Origin of the sequence: Planomicrobium sp. CPCC 101079, from assembly GCF_007859275.1 — a bacterium.
Classification (GTDB): domain Bacteria; phylum Bacillota; class Bacilli; order Bacillales_A; family Planococcaceae; genus Planococcus.
Window position 1 is genome coordinate 129,747 of the sequence record NZ_VOHC01000028.1, and the last position, 17,724, is coordinate 147,470.

Genomic DNA, 17,724 nt, shown 5'->3' on the forward strand with positions numbered 1-17,724 from the left:
TATTTCCATAACTAATATACGGAGAATTGTGAATAAAGTTTCATAAAAATACATTTTCACTCGAAAATCTATTTTTTAACGAGATTGCAAGTGAAATGGAAGAAGCGGGAAACTCTCCCGCTCCTCCTTTTCTGCCTGCTTTCCCCGTGATAGGAAACTACATTGCAGCAAAATGGAACAAGCTGCCAAGAATTTCTTGGCAGCTTGAAAGTAACTTTTGATATTATAGAACGGGTTTTGCGAATTGAAGTTCGTGAAAGCCTTTAACAAGCTGAAAGCCGAGGCCGACATAGCCCTCTTCCAGCAATTTCCGCTGTGTCTCGAAGTCATCTAGTTTCACGCTGGTGTAATCAGTAAAGCGAAGCGGCGGATTCTTTAGGTCTTTCATAAAAATGTAGCGTTCCAAATTGTTGTACTTGCTCTTTAGCGCTTTAATATACATATGCTGAGAAAACTTATCTTTCAGACTGGGGATATTCATCGGCGCTACCGTACAGCAAACATAGCGGAACTGCTCCTTTAAATGAGGAAGCTCTTTCATCACCACTTCTGCCAGCGTCTGCTGGAGCCGATTTCCTCTGTATTCAGGAAGCACTACAGAAATTTCCTGGTAGATGACTTTAGAAAGCTCGTCTTCAGCGAGTCCGATATCGTACCCTAGGTGGTCTTCGTCGATTTCCGGTATCAACAACGCCCGGAATCCGATCAGCTGGCTATCAGCAAATGCACCGATCACCACTCCCCGCTCATTTAAGATAAAAAGAAATTCTTCCGTCGACAGCGGTTGGAGAGATTCTTTTTCAGTAAGCGATTCGATTACAGTTTCCTGGACATGCTCTATCATCGGCAAGTCTTCCAGAGACAAACGTTTTATATACATTGGCTGCTTTTCATGAAGCACTTGGTTGTGTATCGTCCCTTCATACAAGAACCCCATTGCACATTCTCCTAATGGTTAGTTTATGTAGCTTTTGTAAGTTAGCATACCACTTGCAAAAGAACCCGTCTGCATTTCCACCAAATATTTATGCAATTTTCTATTTTTTTATAAGCAGAAGTTTAAAAGCTTTTCCTCTAAGCTTATTTCAACATCTGACCGAACGAGATTTTCAATATTCCCGGGTTTGAAAACCTAAGAAGAGAAAATTGCATCGACTAATCAAAAAAACCGTCGATTTGTTTTTTTGAAGAAAGGAAGATAACGGTATTTCCAGGCCGGGCATTCTGGAATGCCCGCATTCGTTCCCTCATCTTTATTTTTCGCGCAGAATACGTAGTTATGATGAATTTTAAAAAAGACAACTCCATTTTTTCTGGGCAGCCCTCTCCAAGATCAGCCCGGGTTCTTCCGATATTCGCCAGCCAGCGTTTTAAAACCCGATACAAACAGACACCCAATGGCAATTCCAAGTAAATCATTGTATCTGCTTCCGCTAAACGGAGTTCAGCCGTTGCAGTGTAATTTCCGTCAATAATCCACTTGTCGGTTTTTACAATCTTTTCTTGAGCTGCTTTAAACTCTTCGGCTTCTGCTTCCACCCAGCCCGGTCTCCAATAATATGCGTCGAGATGGTAAACCGGCAAAGAGAGCTTCTCTCCAAGTTTAGCGGCGAAGGTCGATTTCCCCACTCCTGCAGACACACCCATTACAATGATTTTTTCCACATTCCACCGCTCCTTTTCTGCCCTTGCTTTCCATTTTACTATTAAATATAAAATGCAATCTATAAAAAATTTAGACAATCTAAGGATATGGGTTGCATTTTCTGTGAGCCCATGATATTCTAAGGAAGAATTATTTTTGTTCGGATAACTTTTTTAAAAGTGCCAGATTTATATCTGCAAGATTTGAGCAAGGATAGTAATACAATGTATGCTCACGCATACGAGGAGGAAACACACATGGAACACGGTAAAGTAAAATGGTTTAACTCAGAAAAAGGATTTGGCTTCATCGAACGCGAAGGCGGCGACGATGTATTCGTACATTTCTCTGCAATCCAAAGCGAAGGCTTCAAATCTCTAGACGAAGGTCAAGAAGTTACTTTTGACATCGAGCAAGGCCAACGCGGTCTTCAAGCTACTAACGTAGTTAAAGCTTAATCTAAACCCAACTATTTATGAGTTCCTCTTCGGAGGAACTCATTTTTTTTGCCCTTTTTTCTTTTCACAGAAAAAGCGCAGCTTTACTTGGCTGCGCTTTTCTCTGTTTCTATTGCGGATCTTGCTTTATTGTTGAGGATTCATCGTGAAATACAATTGGAATACCAAATAAATCAAAGCACATAAAGCAAGAGTCCCGATGGCAATGCCCAATGCCAACTTCTTTCCATTCATGCCCTCACTCCTTTTCTTTAAATCTGTTCTGCTTTGCTGGCCAATGCACTTTCGATCAATTTCATCGCGTCAAAAGCACCGTTGCTTTTATTCGATAATACGGTCAACACACTGCCATCCTCCGGGTAATACCCCGAATGGAAACTCACTCCTGGGTCATAGCCCATGACGTGGTATTTGGTAGCAGTTCCGTTTTGCTGCTCAATCCAAACACCATAGCCGTAATTGCCACTCTCTCCGGTAACATGGGAAGAGAGCATTCGATCGGTCATGTTTTCCGAAAGCAAGGTATAATCCATTAACCGCTCCCAAAAACGTACCATATCATTCGCCGTAACAAAAGCTCCTCCATCAGCTCCTCCAATAATCGGAATTGCATATTGGTTTGTCCGCCATGCGTTTTTTTCCTCGATATAGCCAAAAGCTGTTTGTGCCGGCAATTGGTCCAATGAGAAATAGCCGGATCCCGCCATTTCGGCACGTGCAAAAACTCGCTCCTCCACAGCTTCTATAAACGGCTGGCCCGTTAATTTCTCCACAACAAGACCGAGTGTGATAAAACCGGCATTGTTGTACTGGAAACGATCACCAGGCGCGGATATCATCGGCTTGTTTTGAAAGAACGGCAAAAAGTCGCTGCCGGTTTTCATCGTGTACATAGGGCGTTCTCGCCATAATTCTTCAAAATCGTCCATTGTTTCTTCATCAAAATAATCCGGGATTCCGGAAGTATGGGTCAGCAGTTGATGGATGGTTACAGGAAAATCAGGGAATTGGCCTGGAAGCAATTCGGACAGTTTGGCTTCAAAAGACAAGTGCCCTTCTTCCACCAACTGGCAGATGATGACCGCAGTGAAGATCTTGCATCCCGAAGCGATGCCAAAGCGTGTATCTATAGCATTTGGCCGTTCATTCGCCCGATCTGCCAGCCCCTTTGCGGTCGACCACGTTTCTTTTTGCTTTAATAAAGCGACTCCGGAGAACTCCATTTCCTCCAATTTATCGGATATGGGATTTCCAGCATCAGTTTTTTTGAATTCACCGTCATCGGTAATGTCGATTTGCCGTCCATCCATCAGTTCAACTGATAAAGGGTGAGTTTCGCTTTTCTGCTTCGAAAAATACCACACGCGCTTTGGCGGTACTAGAAGCAGAAAAGTATCGTCTCTTCCAAGAAAGTTTAACGTGTGGGGTTCTATTCCTTTATTGCCGCGGACCGGGATGTCCATTTCTTCTAAACGATGGCCGATTTCTTTTACGTGCGGTGTCGTAATGCTGACTTCACTAATGTTTAATAGGGAGTCAACGGTAAAGTCACCCATACGGTCAACGTTTCGCCTCGCAATAAATTCGATGACATTGCCTGCCGGATCTTGAAAATAAAACGCATCGGCATTGAAATTGGCGTAATAAATTTCGTCCATGCCGTCTTGCCGGTTTAACGTTACGCGCGAGTTCGCCCAGCTTTTGGCGAGCGTGAATTGGTTGCCGGGAATATTAAAAGCAAAATGATAAAATGCTTTCCGTTCCGATTTTTTGAAGACCAGCTGCGACTCTCCGATTGAAAGTGTAAAGCCCACCTCATCCTCTTCTACAATGCGGAAGCCTAATTGGTATTCATAAAAGCCTTTCAGTTCTTCTAAACGATTTGTATATAAGGTCACTTTTTTAAACATGTCCTCACCCCTTATGACAAGCATACCGAAAATGAGAGGGATTTTCCTCTTTTTCACGGCAAAAAGAAAAAGGAGCGCATGGCCCCTTTATAACGCTCCTATAAATTGCAGTTCTTCCACTTTGCGGTTGTCTGTCTGGCCTTGCAGTATGGCTTCGACGTCTGACAATGTTTGTTCAAGCGGAACTGCTGCTCCCTGCGTCTTCGTGAATTCTTCAGCTACATAGAAGGGCTGGGTAAAGTAAGCTTCCAGCCGTTCGCCTTTGCGGTACATATCAATTTCGGCTGGCTGCAGTCGGTCAAAGCCGCGTGCTTGGACGATTGAGCGCAATTCCCGGTAGCGGCGCAGCGTTTTTTGGGTACGCTGCCGGAGCTGGAGGTGCCGTTCATCGAGTTCGGCTTCTTCCATTAAGGAGGATGCCGAATGGAGAGGGCTCAGTGCCGGATATTGATGGCGCGCTGCCAAGTCGGCATCCAATTGCCACACCGTTTCAAGCGGGCCAAAAGGAAAATCATCGTCGACCACTTCGCCGGACAGATCCACTAAAAGCGTCGTCACGGACACACGGCCGAGTGCTTCTTGCAATTCGAACAATTCGCCTGAGTCGACCCGGCTTTTATCGGTGATCAACACCGCTTTTTCTTCATAGGCTTTTAGCAGTGATAGAGTTTCTTGGATTGAATTCGCTACGTGATCTGCCAGTTCAGTTGTGCCTTCCAGTTCGGCATGAACTTTTGATGGAGCCAAAAAAATTGTTTTCAGCTCTTGTTCCTTAAAGCGATGCAGCAATTCAGCGACAATGACAAGCTGCCCCATTCCAGGGCGCGCGACAACTCCGGTTGTTCCGCCTTTGACAAGCGGCGCAAAAAAATCGAATGCTTTAATGCGAGTTTCAATCATTTTCATCTTCTCCCCCCGAAGGATCAATTCATCTACTGTACAGTGGGCAAGTTCTGCCAAACCGACCAAAGTTCTTACTTCCGCTTTTCCTAAATCAATTTTTCCGGTACATAAATTCGATACGGTTGCCGGACGGATGCCGGCAGCTTTAGCAGCAGCCGTCAAATTCGGCACTTTCCTCCTGAGCAGCGAGACGTTCAAGCGTATATCTTCCATTACCACCACCCCTTCCTTACTTTATATCGTAATTTAAATTACTTTAAAAGGCAATCATCAATTCGCTAAAGAGTAATAAAAATTACGTTCGAATAAAAAAACTTCCTTCAGATGAAGGAAGCTTCTATTTTATATTCCAGGCGGATCATATCACGGCATTGGATGCCATTTTCAAAAATCGGCTCCGGGTAATGGCGGACAAAGAAATTCCGGTCGATCGAAACGATGCGGAAGCCGCATTTTTGATAGAAGGCAATCTGGTCAATGCTTGAATTTCCCGTGCCGATTTCCACTGTTTCATAGCCCATACGCTGCGCTTCGGAAAGCGCATGCTTTATCAGCTCTTTTCCGGAACCTTTGCCTCTTTCAGAAGTTTGGAGGACTATATTTTTTATTTCGATTGCGGTTTTAGTAAGCGGCAAAAGGATATACGCGCCAATTTTCCAGCCTTGATCCTCTGCGATATAACAAAAACCGGTGCTTGCATATGCAAGCACCAGCTCTTCAGACGGATCCGCCTCGAGCAGCAATTCCATTGGCAATGGTTCGTTTTCGCGCAGCTGCCGGATGTTCATTAGTTTTTCTCCCGGAATCCTTGGTCTAAAAGGTAATCTTTCGCATCGTCAAATGTGCCGAAACTTTCTTCCAGGTTTTTTCCTGTATAAATGTTCCAGAACGGTTCTTCATACGCCAGGAGCAATTTGACATTCTCACGGTTTGTCCATGTTTTTTCATATGGCGGTTCGGGTTCAAGCGACAAATAATCGAGGGCATCGGCAATGACCGTACGCAGTTCCCTCTCATTAAACTCCCGGATATTCACGAAGCCTTTGTCATCCGCTTCATAATGCGGCAAGTCTCCTACATAAACAAACCCATTGCCGTTCGGGTGAAGGTGGTACACTACTATTTTTTTGTCATATAGGCTTTCTTCAAAATGAAAATTCACGCGCTTCATCGACACATCTTTACGTGTCAATTCCGGGAATGATTCTATAATTTCTAGTTTTTGTTCAAAAGTCAGCATCTGTTTACCCCGTTTCTTATGGTTCATTCTTTGAACATTATAGCATGAAAAAGGGGCTTTTTTGGGTGGATTGCTGTAAGAAGCGCAATTCGTAATGATCAAACGGCCGGAGCGCCTGTTGAAAGGCTAACAGTTCATGTTAATCTTCCATGAGTTCATGTTGACGCCCCAAAACTTCATGAAGCAAATTCTGGAAATCACCATCCAAACAAAAAAAGCTGCGCGGACGCAGCTTTTTCGTCAATTCTTCGCTTTTTTACCCACAAACGGCCACCAGACGCCGCGGTCGAACGATACCGAAATTGCTGGAATCAATAACGGCAAGACGATCAACCCGTAAAGCAGCAATCCCGTAATGACGATTGTCGCAATCTGCACAAGGCTCAAGACGCCGGATGGCATCATGGCACCAAATGTCCCCGCCAAAATAATGGCGGCTGTAATGATGACGGTGCCCATTTTCGCCATGGAAATGGCCATTGCTTCACGGACACTGATTCCCCGATGCGCTTCTTCGCGGAAGCGATCGAGAAGGAAAATCGAATAGTCGACGCCGAGCGCGACCAGCATGACAAAACCGAAGAATGGAACTGCCCAGCTGATGCCGTCATAACCAAGCCCATTCACGAAAATCAGTTCCGCTATCGAAATCGACGTATAATACGTCAACAACAGTGAACCGATCATGTAAAGCGGCATGATCAATGAACGGAATAGAATTGCCAGCACGATGAACAAACTGACTAACATGATTGTTACTGTTTTAGAGAAGTCGCTAGAAGATACTTCCTGCAAATCATTGTTGATGCTTGAAATGCCGCTGTAGGCAATGTCCGCACCTTCCAAAGGCGTGGACATCACAGTACGCTCCACTGCATCTTTCACATCTGCCGTGATATCAATCGCTGCCGGCGAATAAGGATCTTCCGCCAACACAACCTCCAGCTTCATGCCTGTACCGTCTGCAAACGCATAACGGTCAAGCACTTGAGCAAACTCTTCATCTTCAAGCGTGCCATCAGGAATGAAAAGCCCCGTGTCGCTTGCCGCTTGGCTGTCACTCATTTCCTGCATCATGTCCGTTGCTTCTGTCAAACCGTCCTGGATTTGGATAATTCCTTCGTTTGAAGCACCTACCCCATCAGCAAGCTGGGAAAGGCCGGTGCCGAGTTCCCCTGTCTGGCCGGCTGCACCCGCCAACCCTTGTTGAATTTGCGTAAGCCCGCCGCTGATGCCCGACAATGCACCTGCAGTTTGTTGGATGTTGCCAGTTTGCTGCAAGCCTTGGTTTGTCAAAGCAAGCTGTTCGTTGATTTGGGAAAGACTTGCCGCTGCTTCGCCAAGACCCCCAGCGCCATTGGTTTGGGCGCTGATTCCGGAGAGGCTGGTTTCAATTTCGCTCAAACCAGTTTGGACTTCACCAAGACCATTGCGCGCTTCTGAAATCCCATCGGCCAGTAAACCGATTTGATTGTCGACGTACAAGTCTTCAATGACCTCGCCGGTTGGACGAGTCACAGTACGAACCGCTTCAACTCCATCAATTTTTTCAATTTCGCGGCTGAGCGATTCGAAATAAGGAACAATCTCTTCTTCAGTCAGTGAATCATCGGATTTTACAATCACTTGGACCGGCAAGGAATCGCCTTTGCCAAAGCCTGCTTCAATGGCGCGAAGCCCTTTGACCGATTCATATTCCGAACCGATTTCATCGACTGTATTGAAAGACAATGAATTGTCATACGTGAAAAGAAGAGGCACGGTAATGATGGCCACTACCAGCATGGACAATAATGGGCGGTTGATGGACAATTTGCTCATTGAAATCCATAGTTTGCTGTCATTGTGTGAAGCCGATTTTTTTGCCGGCCAGAAAAGTTTTTCTTTCAGCAATGCCATGAAGAATGGCACGACTGTAAACAAGACAAGCAGCAATACGAAAATTCCGACTGCGACTGCCACCGCCGATTTAAAAATCGGGAATTCGGCAAAGCCGATGGCAAAAAATCCGATGAATACAGCAATTCCGCTGATCAGAAGCGTTCTGCCTGCTGTTTTATAGGTGTTGACAATGGCTTCCACCGTATCGTGTCCAGCCGACAATTCTTCTTTATAGCGGCTTAACAATAAGATGCAATAATCAGTCCCAATTCCGAAAAGAATCGCTACGAGGAAGATCTGCGTGTAATTTGAAACCGGGAAGCCAAACCAATCAATGAAATATGCTACGATCGATTGGCTCAACAAATACGAAATTCCGACTGCAACAAGCGGAATGAACGGCGTAACGATCGAGCGGAATACCGCTAAAAGCAAAGCGAATATCAACACTACCGTAATGATCTCGGTACGCTTTAACCCTTCTTGCGCACTAATATTGACATCGTTATTAATAATGGCTTCTCCAGTTATGTAAGCTGTCACATCTTCTGGAATAATGGTATCCCGAATTTCATCGGCTACCGCATTTACTTCTTCATCTGTTCCATCTACCATAATCGGCATCAGTACCGTTTTTTGGTCTTCTGAAATCAGTTGTTCTTCAAGCTCCTTGCTTTCGACCGGATTCAAGACGCTTGTAACCGGATCGCCTAACTCTTCAATTTCCCCAACCATTTGTTCGAGTGTTTCACGCATTGAACTGTCGATTCCGTCTTCAAGGGGAATGACGAGTGAAATGGTTTGTTCGGCTGCATCGGCCTCACTTAAGATTGTGGCCGCAACTTGGGAAGATGCTTCATCGGACAGCTGGAATGATCCAGCCTGTTCCGCTTGTTCCGCTAGATTTGGCGCCAGTAAAAACAAAGCGACTGTAATAACGAGCAAACCGATGGTAATCGGCCATTTTAACTTTAATACTGTACGCATTCCTTACACTCCATCCATTTTTATGATTTCTTTCAACTTGCGGAAAATTGTTAAAAACTGCTCGATTTCTTCGTCGTTGACTTGATCGGACAAAAGCTTCCCGAGATAATCCGTCAATACTTTATCGGATTGCTCAAGCACTTCTTTTCCCGTCTCTGTCAATTCCAGCAATTTCTCTCTTCGGTCTTCCGTTTGAACAATTTGAATCAAATCTTTTTGAAGCAACTTCTTGATACGGCTTGAAATGGCACTTTTATGGACAGACTGTAAAAGGGCCAAGCGGCTTGAAGTAATTTTCCCTTCTTTGCTGATAAGCTTTAATGTCTGTATTTGCTCAGGTGAATACTCGTTCCACAACGGGTTATCCACCGCTCGTATGACACGTTCTGTTCCGTAAAACATCACTTCTTGAAACAAATCCACCGCTTCTTTTATTCTTGCATCCATAAAGTTTACCCCCTAAACTAATTAATAGTTTAGGGGGTAAACTTTATGACGTCAAGCGATACACTTTTTACAGAAAAAAAACCTGTGGATCAAGTCCACAGGTTTTCTTACTCTACATCTTTAACAACGGTATGGCCGATTTCTTGGCGCCGTGCATAGACGTTTTTGGCAATCGCTTTAATCACAGCATAAACCGGGATGGCCAGGATGATTCCCCATAAACCAGCAATGTTACCAGCTGCTAAGATAAGCGTGATAACGGTCAGCGGATGGACATCCAACGCATTGCCCATGACGTTCGGCGTGATGAAGTTGCTTTCGATCTGCTGGGCAACAAGCATCACGACGAGGACATACACTGCCATAATTGGTTCTTGCACTAGCGCAATAATAATTGCCGGAACAACGGCGATGTAAGGCCCCAAAAACGGGATGACGTTTGTTGCCATACCGATAAGAGCGAGCAGCAATGCATACTCGAGACCGATAATCAGGTAACCGATCAACAGCATAACGCCGACTAAAAAGCTGACGAACAATTGTCCTTGGATATATGCTTGCAGCGTATGGTCAATGTCGTGCATCGTCTTGCGGATCCATCTGCATCGTGCGCCTGAGAAGAATCCGGAAATGAACGGCACGAATTTACGGTGATCGATCAGTAAGTAGATAAGGAAGAACGGCACGAGAACGAGCGTAAACAAGCCTGAAACAAAACTTGTCAGGAACGACAATACCCATGTTCCGATGCCTGCCGCTCTTGCGCCAAACTGTTCCGTTACCCCGGTCAGCTGCTCTTCTACCGAAGCCGGAAGCCGGTCCCGCTGATCCAGCAGATACTGGATATAGCTTTCGGTATTTTCAATGATTTCCGGAGCATTTTCGGCCAATGCATTAACCTGATCTGTCACGATGGGGCCAACCATTCTATAGAGCAACCAAAAAACAAGAATGATGAGAAATATAATAATTAATATTGCCGACCATTTCGGAAACTTTCTTTTCTCCAAAAAATAAAGAATTGGCCTTGTTAAATAAAACAGAACTCCCCCAAGCAACAATGGCACAAAAATTGTTTGCGCAATGATAAACAGCGGATCGAATATTGCTTGAACTTCTATGAATAAACGGATAATAACTAAAGCAAGTATAATTCCGATACCCGCTTGAAACCAAAGCTTACTCGTCAACTAATGCACATCCCTTCTATTTGAATATAAAGGTAGTTTACCACGAAAGCTCTTTTTTCTAACTTGATTCGAAGTATTCTATTTCTATTCGAATCAGAAATCTATCCCAAACAAAAAAAGGCATCCGCATAATATGCAGATGCCTGTTACCGGTTAAAGAAGTTTTCCGTGAAATAAGGCTGATTTTCCTTATTGAATGCCGCTCCAATCCCTAAATACCCATAGTCGGCTTTGACAATGTTTTCCCGATGGCCCATGGAATTCATCAAGCCTTCATGCGCGAAGATGCTGCTGTATTGGCCATAAGCCAGATTTTCACCGGCTACAAAAAATTGGATTCCGTCTTCTTCCATCCGGTCGAAAGGCGATTGCCCTTGCTGGTTTGTATGGCTGAAATAGTGATTGGCTGCCATGTCCTCGCTATGTTTTCGGGCGGTTTCTGCGACTTCATCATCCCATTTTAAAATTGGCAGACCTCGCTGGACGCGTGTTGAATTGGTCAGCTCAAACAACAGAAATTCCGATCCTTTCCGCAGCTCATCGCTCGGCTCTGCATAAATGCCTGACCGCTGTTCTTCCAGATCTTCGCGAATCACTTGAATGGCCGAAACGGTATTCTCTTCATGGATGTCGTAGAAAACCGTAACATACACATCATCGATTTTGTACATATCATATTCATCCCGAGTATCCAAAATATACTGGACATTTCCTTTTTGAAGATGTTGGAGTGGTGCCCCTAGCGCTTTGCGCACTTCCTCTTTCGTCGAATCCATCGACAGGTTTTCGGTCGATGAAATGAGGGCTTGGTTGGTGTACATGCCATTGACCTTGCCTTCTTTGTCATAGGAAAGCAAGACGTAATTTTGATAGTTTTTATGGTAGCTGTGCCAGTCTGCGCCATACTCATTGCGCATCAAGCGCAGCGGCAAGCCAACTTTCGCCTGTGCTTCTTCTTTTGTCATGCCAAGGGTGACATTATGGACCGCAAAAAGAGAATCTGTTTCTGCAATGTCCGGTTTTGCCACGGCTTCTGGAGCCTCAAGCGAATTATCGGTAACCAACGACTGAAGTTCTCCTCCGAGGCGGACAGTGAGATTCTTGGCGCCATCCAGCGCTTTTGCCACTTCCGCACTTTCCGCTATATTTTCAATGGCTTGATCAATTGGATCCAAAAAACTCAAATCCACATATTCATTGGCTTTTTCTTCCCATAATGGACGCGCTGCATATGCAAGCACCAGTATGACCAATAGCCAAAATATTTTCCGCAAGTGCATCACCTCTTTCCCCTCATTTTAATTGCCGGTGCCAAAACTATAAAGCAATAACGCTCAGCTCTGAAAAAGAAAGCCCTGTGCATAGTAGCGGCAGGGCCTTCACTTTGCTTATTCGATTTCTTTGATTCCCAGTTCTTTTACCGGCAGGAACAATTCTCCTGTCTGCGAGTAAGTTAAGGAGACATCATCGCCTTCTTCCAAATAAATAGCCAAAGGCGCATTTTCAGAAGAGACAATGTAATTGGTTCCATCCTTAAGCAAGAATGACACCACTGTAAAGTCTCCCGCTTTTTCCTTAAAGACACGTTCGACAATACCCGTAGTTTTCGCGTCTTCCGAATCCGAGGTTCCGTTGACTGTGCTTCCGCCACGCTGAAGAGCCGTTTTATATGAACGCAATGCATCATTTGGCGTAGCTGCGTAAACCGATATCTCCGGATTCGCCGCAGAAACAATGAAATAGTTTTGCAAGAAGCCATTAGAATCAAGCACCGGCGTCAACCAGCTTGTTTCACCGTAAAAGTTATATAGCACCGGCATGGCTCCAGACCATTCTTTCTCGATAAACTGCTTTTCAATAATTTGCAAATTGCCTCGAGAATCCATATAAGAATCTTCCATATTGCCGGTGAAGTATGTCGATTCGCCTGTCCGTGCATTCGTTAAGGAATAGCCTAGCATCGAATCTACGCCTTCTTTCGGGCTGGTAAAGTCCGTAAAATAGAACATGTCTCCTGCTGCGTCAAATATCGGGCTGACGTTAGCCTCCGTTCCTTCATTTGAAGGCAGTTTTACGTCTTTCTTGCCAAAAACACTGTTCCAGAATCCGTGGACATATTCCCCGTAATAATCATTCTCCAAACTGACCGATTCAGGAGAAACGGCTCCATCGATAAACGCTGGCACTTCAGCTAATGGATATGTTTCAACCGCTCCGGAAGCTGGGTCGACCGCGACGATCCCTTTTACTTTAAATCCATTGCGAGCTGAAATGAATTCCCCATACGACCGGATGTAAAACGGTTTGCCGCTATCATCTATTTCAAGCTGCGGATCTCCATAGAAAACCGCTTCCGGGTTTTCTATGCGCATATGGCGTTCGATGTTTTTATTGAAATAAGAAGAAGGCGTATACGCCATTTCAGCAGCCATGAATTTTGGGTTGGCTGCTGCATCGGTTGCGCTCATCGTAAAATAACCCGGCGTAACATCCGCGTTTCGCCATTTGAAAAATCCAGAGAATTCAACTGGCGCGATATAAACATATTCCCCGTCCACTTTTTGGATCTGTAGATTTCCCAATTCATAATAGCTTGTGTCAGGTACTTGCCCGAATGCTTTTTTCATTTTATTGCGGGCAAATTGAGGCGGCACACTTGCCGGCGTTTGCGTTTCGTCAAACGCTGTAATTTCCATTTCCTCATCCATTTCGACCGCGTTGAACTTTTCCGTCGCATTGAACAATGGAGCGGATAAGACATAGGCGCCTAAAACCAGCGAAGCCACAAACAGCAGACCTTTCACTTTTTGTTCAATGCCGCTGGAAGCGAAAAATCCGAGCGCTGCCACCACTATAAACAATGGCCATAGCGACAATAAATTGAGGTCCAGATTCGTAAAATAATAGTACGCTGTAATCAATGCCGTGAAAAACACCAACATAACCACAACCCCTACAAGCCGTGCCGCTAGAGTGCCTTTTTCTTTACCGCGCTTTGACGGTTTGCCTTCTGTCAACGGCGAAGCGACAAGCGCAGCGGCTAAAGCGGCAATAGCCGCGAACAAGATAATACTTCCCATAATTAAATTCCCCTCTATTTCCGAATGATTCTCTACACTTACTATATACGGATAAAGGAGAGAGAAGTTTCATCTTGATCTCCTGCCGATTCGCTGAGCCGCCTTACACTGATACATAAAAAGCAGGCTCCGAAGAAGCTCGGAGCCCACCTTTTCAAACTCATCCCCCTTTGAACAGCCGGTCCGCTTCTTGCTTAATTGTACGCACGATATCGGCGGCTGGCATTTCGTGCGTCAGCATGCGCGTCGTCTGGCCTGCCCACAGGGACATAAATTCAGGGTTCGCCGCCTTCCCTGCCGCTGCACGGATATCTTTGGTGAGGGTATTTTGCGAAGGAAAGGGCAGCGGCTCAACTTTTGCCAGCTCAAACTCTTCGATAAAACGGTTCTTGATGCCGCGCGCCGGCCGGCCGGAAAAACTTTTAGTGATGACGGTGCTTTCCTCCGTGCTATCGAACAATGCCTGTTTGTACACTTTATGTGCGCCAGATTCTTTGGAAGAAAGAAAACGCGTTCCAATCTGAACCGCTTGGGCGCCAAGAACAAGCGAAGCTGCAAGTCCGCGGCCGTCCACAATTCCGCCTGCTGCAATCACCGGAACCCTGACTGCATCCACTACTTGAGGCACAAGCGACATCGTCCCAATTTGCGCCCCAAATGGATGTTTATCAAGCGTAAATGTACCGCGATGCCCTCCAGCTTCACTGCCTTGCGCAACGATGGCATCCACACCCGCACTTTCCGCTGCCTCCGCTTCTGCTACAGTCGTTACCATCGCCACAACTTTGATGTTCTTGCTTTTTGCGCGCGCCATCTGTCCGGCTGACAAAAGCCCAAAAGCTGTACTAATGATTGGAACACCCAATTCCAAGCAAATCTCGAATTGTTCTTTGTTCCAGTCGGGAGATGACAAAGGGGCAGACGGATCGGAAATCCCTAATTCCATCCGAAAAGAATTTAAGATTTCCTGAACGTCTTCAAGCCGCGAAAAATCATCCACCGCTTCCGCTGCAAACAAATTGACGCCAAACGGCTTTGATGTCCGGGAATTTATCTCATTGATTGCCGTCCGGAGCTCATAGGGTGCCATGTACGCGGCTCCAAGCGTGCCAAGCCCTCCTGCGCCGCTGACTGAAGAAACCAACTCTACCGTAGTCGCCCCCCCTGCCATACCCGCCTGGATAATCGGATATTCAATGCCAAACAATTCACAAATCGGTGTTTTTAATGAAACCATTTCCTTCCTCCTATCATTCTTTGCCATCTTTCCTCAGTATCCCGCAACTGGCAATTTTCTTCAAACGGGAACTTTTTCGCAATCCTTGTCGTTCTTATTAAAAAGCAGACATAAAAAGGCGGGATTATTACTATGAAGGGGTTCCTTTCACTTTTGGGCATCACCTTAATCGTCGGTGCATTTGGATTGATTCTTATGATTTTTATCGGCAACCCTCTTGAAGAATGGAAAAGCGACGAAAGAATGCGGGCTTACATCGAAACGCGCCAACACCATTCTGCCGAAATAGCCACACAAAATGAATTCTCTTTAGAGCCGCTAGTTGCTACAGCACATAAAATAACGAATTTTTACATGAATTTGGATAACAGTTGCGAGAACCCTTACCGCGATTAATATAAATAGGCGACCAGGCATCGTTCCTTAACGATTTCCTGGCCGCCTATCTTCTTTGTCAGTCAATTTTTTTCAGCAATTTTCCATATGAATTTCTGGGCTCTTATATGGACTTTTCACGATCAAACGGGCGAATCGACTTTCTTACCAGCACTCGCCGCGTTTTACGCGGTAATCAAACAGCTAAACGAATCGCATTTCCGGCTGGATCTCTTGTTTCCAAGTAGTTTTCGCGCTCTACGACATCTGCACCAATTTCACGAAGCTGAGCTGCTATAGCGCTTCGTGTTTCCTCGGTATCAAAGTTCAAGGTGTAATAACCTAATCCAGCCGTTTTCTCAGGAAGCATTGGGACGCCCATGCCGTTCCAAACGTTCAAGCCGATATGGTGATGGTAACTCTGATCTGCGATAAATAAGGCTTGCCGCCCCATTGAAGCAACAACTCCAAAGCCGAGGCCATCCACATAGAAATCTTTTGCCTGCGAAAGATCTGACACATGCAGGTGAATGTGCCCCATTACGGTGCCAGCCGGCATTCCTTGCCACGTTTCTCCAGATTCCTCTGCAACTTTGACGATTTCTTCCGCATCAAGCGGATCGACAGCCATAGCAATTTCACCATTGTTCCAATTCCATTCCGACGCGTCCCGGTCACGGTAAATCTCAATTCCATTTCCTTCTGGGTCAGATAAATACAGCGCTTCACTTACCAAATGGTCCGATGATCCAAGTTCAATGCCCCGGTAATGAAGGTGAAGCAAAATTTTCCCGAGCTCTTTGCGGTTTGGAAGTAAAATTGCAAAATGATAAAGGCCTGCATAGCGCCCGCGCTTCGGCGTTAACCCCTCAGTCGCCTCTAAAACTAATAACTCCCGTCCCGCCACTCCAAGCACTGCCTTTTTTTCTGTGCGGGACAGTACACTCAACCCTATCGTTTCTGTATAGAATCGAATCATTTCCGTTAAATCCAATACCTTTAAACCCACTTCAGCCACATGGGTAACTGGTTTTTGATGAAAATTCATCCTTTCCCTCCTCCATTTAGTTACTTTATGTAACTAATGTTATTTTAATAACAATGAGTTGTCAAGTAACCCTATTCTTTTAATTTACAGTTTTTTTTGTTATTATAGTAGAAAGGAGTGAAGAACCATGGATACATCTCTTATTTGCCCGCGTTTTGAAAATGCCATCTCAATTTTAAGCCAGCGTTGGACCGGCTTGATCATATATCAATTATTAGCAGGGCCGCAGCGCTTTAGCCAGCTCACTGAAGCCATCGGAATAAGCGGCCGCCTCTTGTCTGAACGTTTGAAAAACCTGGAAGCAAACGGACTGGTGATCCGCTCCGTCTATCCGGAAACACCTGTGCGAATTGAATACCGGTTGACCGAAAAAGGCATCGCGTTAAAACCAGTTATGGATGAAATCCAAAGTTGGTCCCAAACTTGGGTAGAACCGATTGAAACCAAATAAAACAGCTTATCCGTTAATAGGATAAGCTGTTTTTTTCTTGACGATCGATAATATACTTTAGCCCTTCATAGGCTGTGCTGAACGTTTTCGTCTTGCTCCCCAGGTGGACAATAGACATCGCCAGTTTAGGGCTGATGCCAACCAAGATGCAATCGGTTCCGATAAGCTTCAGACTATCTGTCAGCATTTGGATTTGGTAGCGAATCTGGTTTTCAAATTCCGTGGTTCCGCTCAGATCGACTAGAACATGCTCAATACCTTTTTTCGAACACTCCGCCAAGACTGTGGCCAGCAGCTGATCCGAACGGTCTTTATCAAACTGGCCGATCAACGGCAGTGCGATTGTCTTCTCCCAGATGCTAAGAATGGGAATGGACAGTTCCTTGATTAATTTTTCACTTCGTTTCTGCTCTTCTGCCTGCGTCGTTACATCCATCAGCATAACAATGTAACCTTCAATTGCTTCTTCGTTATTTTTAATTGGCGTGATGATAATATCCGTTACAAACTCATTGCGGATAGCAACTCGAGACCGGTGAGTTTCATCCAACTGTTCCATGATCCGTCTTTGGCGTTCAGGCTGCCTATGGAAATCGTCCATATTCATGCCGATCAGCTCCTGGCAATTATCCAGGCCAAATAAGGGCACAACCTCCGTCAGCAATCTGCATGCCTCTGAGTTCATCCATCTTATTGTATATGTATCATCAGCGATCATAATGGTTTCGCCAATGTAATCCAAGGCGTGTAATAACGAAATCGTTTCCGGTATTTTTCCTATAGCTGGCATAGTGTTCCACCTTATTATTCATTTTAATGTTTACTGTATACCCATTATCGCATAAGACTATTCTTGCCGCCCGCTTTATACA

General features: G+C 45.2%; 17 protein-coding genes. 3 read left to right on the top strand and 14 right to left on the bottom strand.

Translation table 11 applies throughout. The features are described 5' to 3' along the window. Positions 1 to 223 precede the first annotated feature (223 nt). Both FQV28_RS12755 and FQV28_RS12760 read right to left on the bottom strand, forming a co-directional pair. Positions 224 to 937 carry a hypothetical protein gene (locus FQV28_RS12755; protein ID WP_146496880.1) on the bottom strand — a complete coding sequence of 238 codons (714 nt, stop codon included), beginning with the start codon at positions 935 to 937 and terminating at the stop codon, positions 224 to 226. 218 nt (positions 938 to 1,155) lie between these two features. After that, entirely contained in the window at positions 1,156 to 1,665 is a 510-nt protein-coding gene (locus FQV28_RS12760) for a P-loop NTPase family protein (RefSeq protein WP_146496881.1), read from the bottom strand. A gap of 237 nt (positions 1,666 to 1,902) precedes the next feature. Between FQV28_RS12760 and FQV28_RS12765 the strand changes: the two genes are divergently transcribed. Then, a complete protein-coding gene (locus FQV28_RS12765) occupies positions 1,903 to 2,103 on the top strand; it encodes a cold-shock protein (protein ID WP_106533237.1) in 201 nt (66 codons plus the stop codon). Between the two features lie 251 nt (positions 2,104 to 2,354). Here the strand turns inward: FQV28_RS12765 and FQV28_RS12770 are convergent, their stop codons facing one another. The 10 genes from FQV28_RS12770 to FQV28_RS12815 all read right to left on the bottom strand — a co-directional run bounded on the left by FQV28_RS12770 (position 2,355) and on the right by FQV28_RS12815 (position 14,978). Continuing rightward, a complete protein-coding gene (locus FQV28_RS12770) occupies positions 2,355 to 4,013 on the bottom strand; it encodes a serine hydrolase (RefSeq protein WP_146496882.1) in 1,659 nt (552 codons plus the stop codon). Positions 4,014 to 4,100: 87 nt separating this feature from the next. Then, a complete protein-coding gene (locus FQV28_RS12775) occupies positions 4,101 to 5,129 on the bottom strand; it encodes a F0F1 ATP synthase subunit beta (RefSeq protein WP_146496883.1) in 1,029 nt (342 codons plus the stop codon). 107 nt (positions 5,130 to 5,236) lie between these two features. Continuing rightward, on the bottom strand, positions 5,237 to 5,704 hold the full coding sequence (locus FQV28_RS12780) for a GNAT family N-acetyltransferase (RefSeq protein WP_146496884.1): 468 nt from the start codon (positions 5,702 to 5,704) through the stop codon (positions 5,237 to 5,239). Then, positions 5,704 to 6,156 carry a hypothetical protein gene (locus FQV28_RS12785; RefSeq protein WP_146496885.1) on the bottom strand — a complete coding sequence of 151 codons (453 nt, stop codon included), beginning with the start codon at positions 6,154 to 6,156 and terminating at the stop codon, positions 5,704 to 5,706. The genes FQV28_RS12780 and FQV28_RS12785 overlap by 1 nt, the downstream gene beginning before the upstream one ends. A gap of 240 nt (positions 6,157 to 6,396) precedes the next feature. Continuing rightward, positions 6,397 to 9,024: an MMPL family transporter gene (locus FQV28_RS12790; protein ID WP_146496886.1), complete on the bottom strand. Its 2,628-nt coding sequence runs from the start codon at positions 9,022 to 9,024 to the stop codon at positions 6,397 to 6,399. A gap of 3 nt (positions 9,025 to 9,027) precedes the next feature. After that, positions 9,028 to 9,471 (bottom strand): MarR family winged helix-turn-helix transcriptional regulator, encoded by a 444-nt coding sequence (locus tag FQV28_RS12795; RefSeq protein ID WP_146496887.1) that lies wholly within the window; start codon positions 9,469 to 9,471, stop codon positions 9,028 to 9,030. Between the two features lie 107 nt (positions 9,472 to 9,578). After that, positions 9,579 to 10,661, bottom strand: a complete 1,083-nt coding sequence (locus tag FQV28_RS12800; protein ID WP_146496888.1) for an AI-2E family transporter — start codon at positions 10,659 to 10,661, stop codon at positions 9,579 to 9,581. Between the two features lie 146 nt (positions 10,662 to 10,807). Continuing rightward, positions 10,808 to 11,935: a CAP domain-containing protein gene (locus FQV28_RS12805; RefSeq protein ID WP_146496889.1), complete on the bottom strand. Its 1,128-nt coding sequence runs from the start codon at positions 11,933 to 11,935 to the stop codon at positions 10,808 to 10,810. 114 nt (positions 11,936 to 12,049) lie between these two features. Then, positions 12,050 to 13,741, bottom strand: a complete 1,692-nt coding sequence (locus FQV28_RS12810; protein ID WP_146496890.1) for a hypothetical protein — start codon at positions 13,739 to 13,741, stop codon at positions 12,050 to 12,052. A gap of 160 nt (positions 13,742 to 13,901) precedes the next feature. Further along, the gene (locus FQV28_RS12815) at positions 13,902 to 14,978 is read right to left on the bottom strand and encodes an NAD(P)H-dependent flavin oxidoreductase (protein ID WP_146496891.1); all 1,077 of its coding nucleotides are present in this window, start codon (positions 14,976 to 14,978) and stop codon (positions 13,902 to 13,904) included. Between the two features lie 153 nt (positions 14,979 to 15,131). Here FQV28_RS12815 and FQV28_RS12820 point away from each other — a divergent pair, with 153 nt between their 5' ends. Continuing rightward, positions 15,132 to 15,374 (top strand): hypothetical protein, encoded by a 243-nt coding sequence (locus FQV28_RS12820; RefSeq protein ID WP_255472938.1) that lies wholly within the window; start codon positions 15,132 to 15,134, stop codon positions 15,372 to 15,374. Between the two features lie 175 nt (positions 15,375 to 15,549). On the opposite strand, the gene FQV28_RS12825 is transcribed toward FQV28_RS12820, so the two are convergent. Continuing rightward, positions 15,550 to 16,401: a VOC family protein gene (locus FQV28_RS12825; protein ID WP_146496893.1), complete on the bottom strand. Its 852-nt coding sequence runs from the start codon at positions 16,399 to 16,401 to the stop codon at positions 15,550 to 15,552. Positions 16,402 to 16,528: 127 nt separating this feature from the next. Here FQV28_RS12825 and FQV28_RS12830 point away from each other — a divergent pair, with 127 nt between their 5' ends. Beyond that, positions 16,529 to 16,852, top strand: a complete 324-nt coding sequence (locus FQV28_RS12830) for a winged helix-turn-helix transcriptional regulator (RefSeq protein WP_146496894.1) — start codon at positions 16,529 to 16,531, stop codon at positions 16,850 to 16,852. A gap of 13 nt (positions 16,853 to 16,865) precedes the next feature. Here FQV28_RS12830 and FQV28_RS12835 read toward each other — a convergent pair whose 3' ends face one another. Continuing rightward, positions 16,866 to 17,642 carry a PAS domain-containing protein gene (locus FQV28_RS12835; protein WP_146496895.1) on the bottom strand — a complete coding sequence of 259 codons (777 nt, stop codon included), beginning with the start codon at positions 17,640 to 17,642 and terminating at the stop codon, positions 16,866 to 16,868. Positions 17,643 to 17,724: the final 82 nt, after the last annotated feature.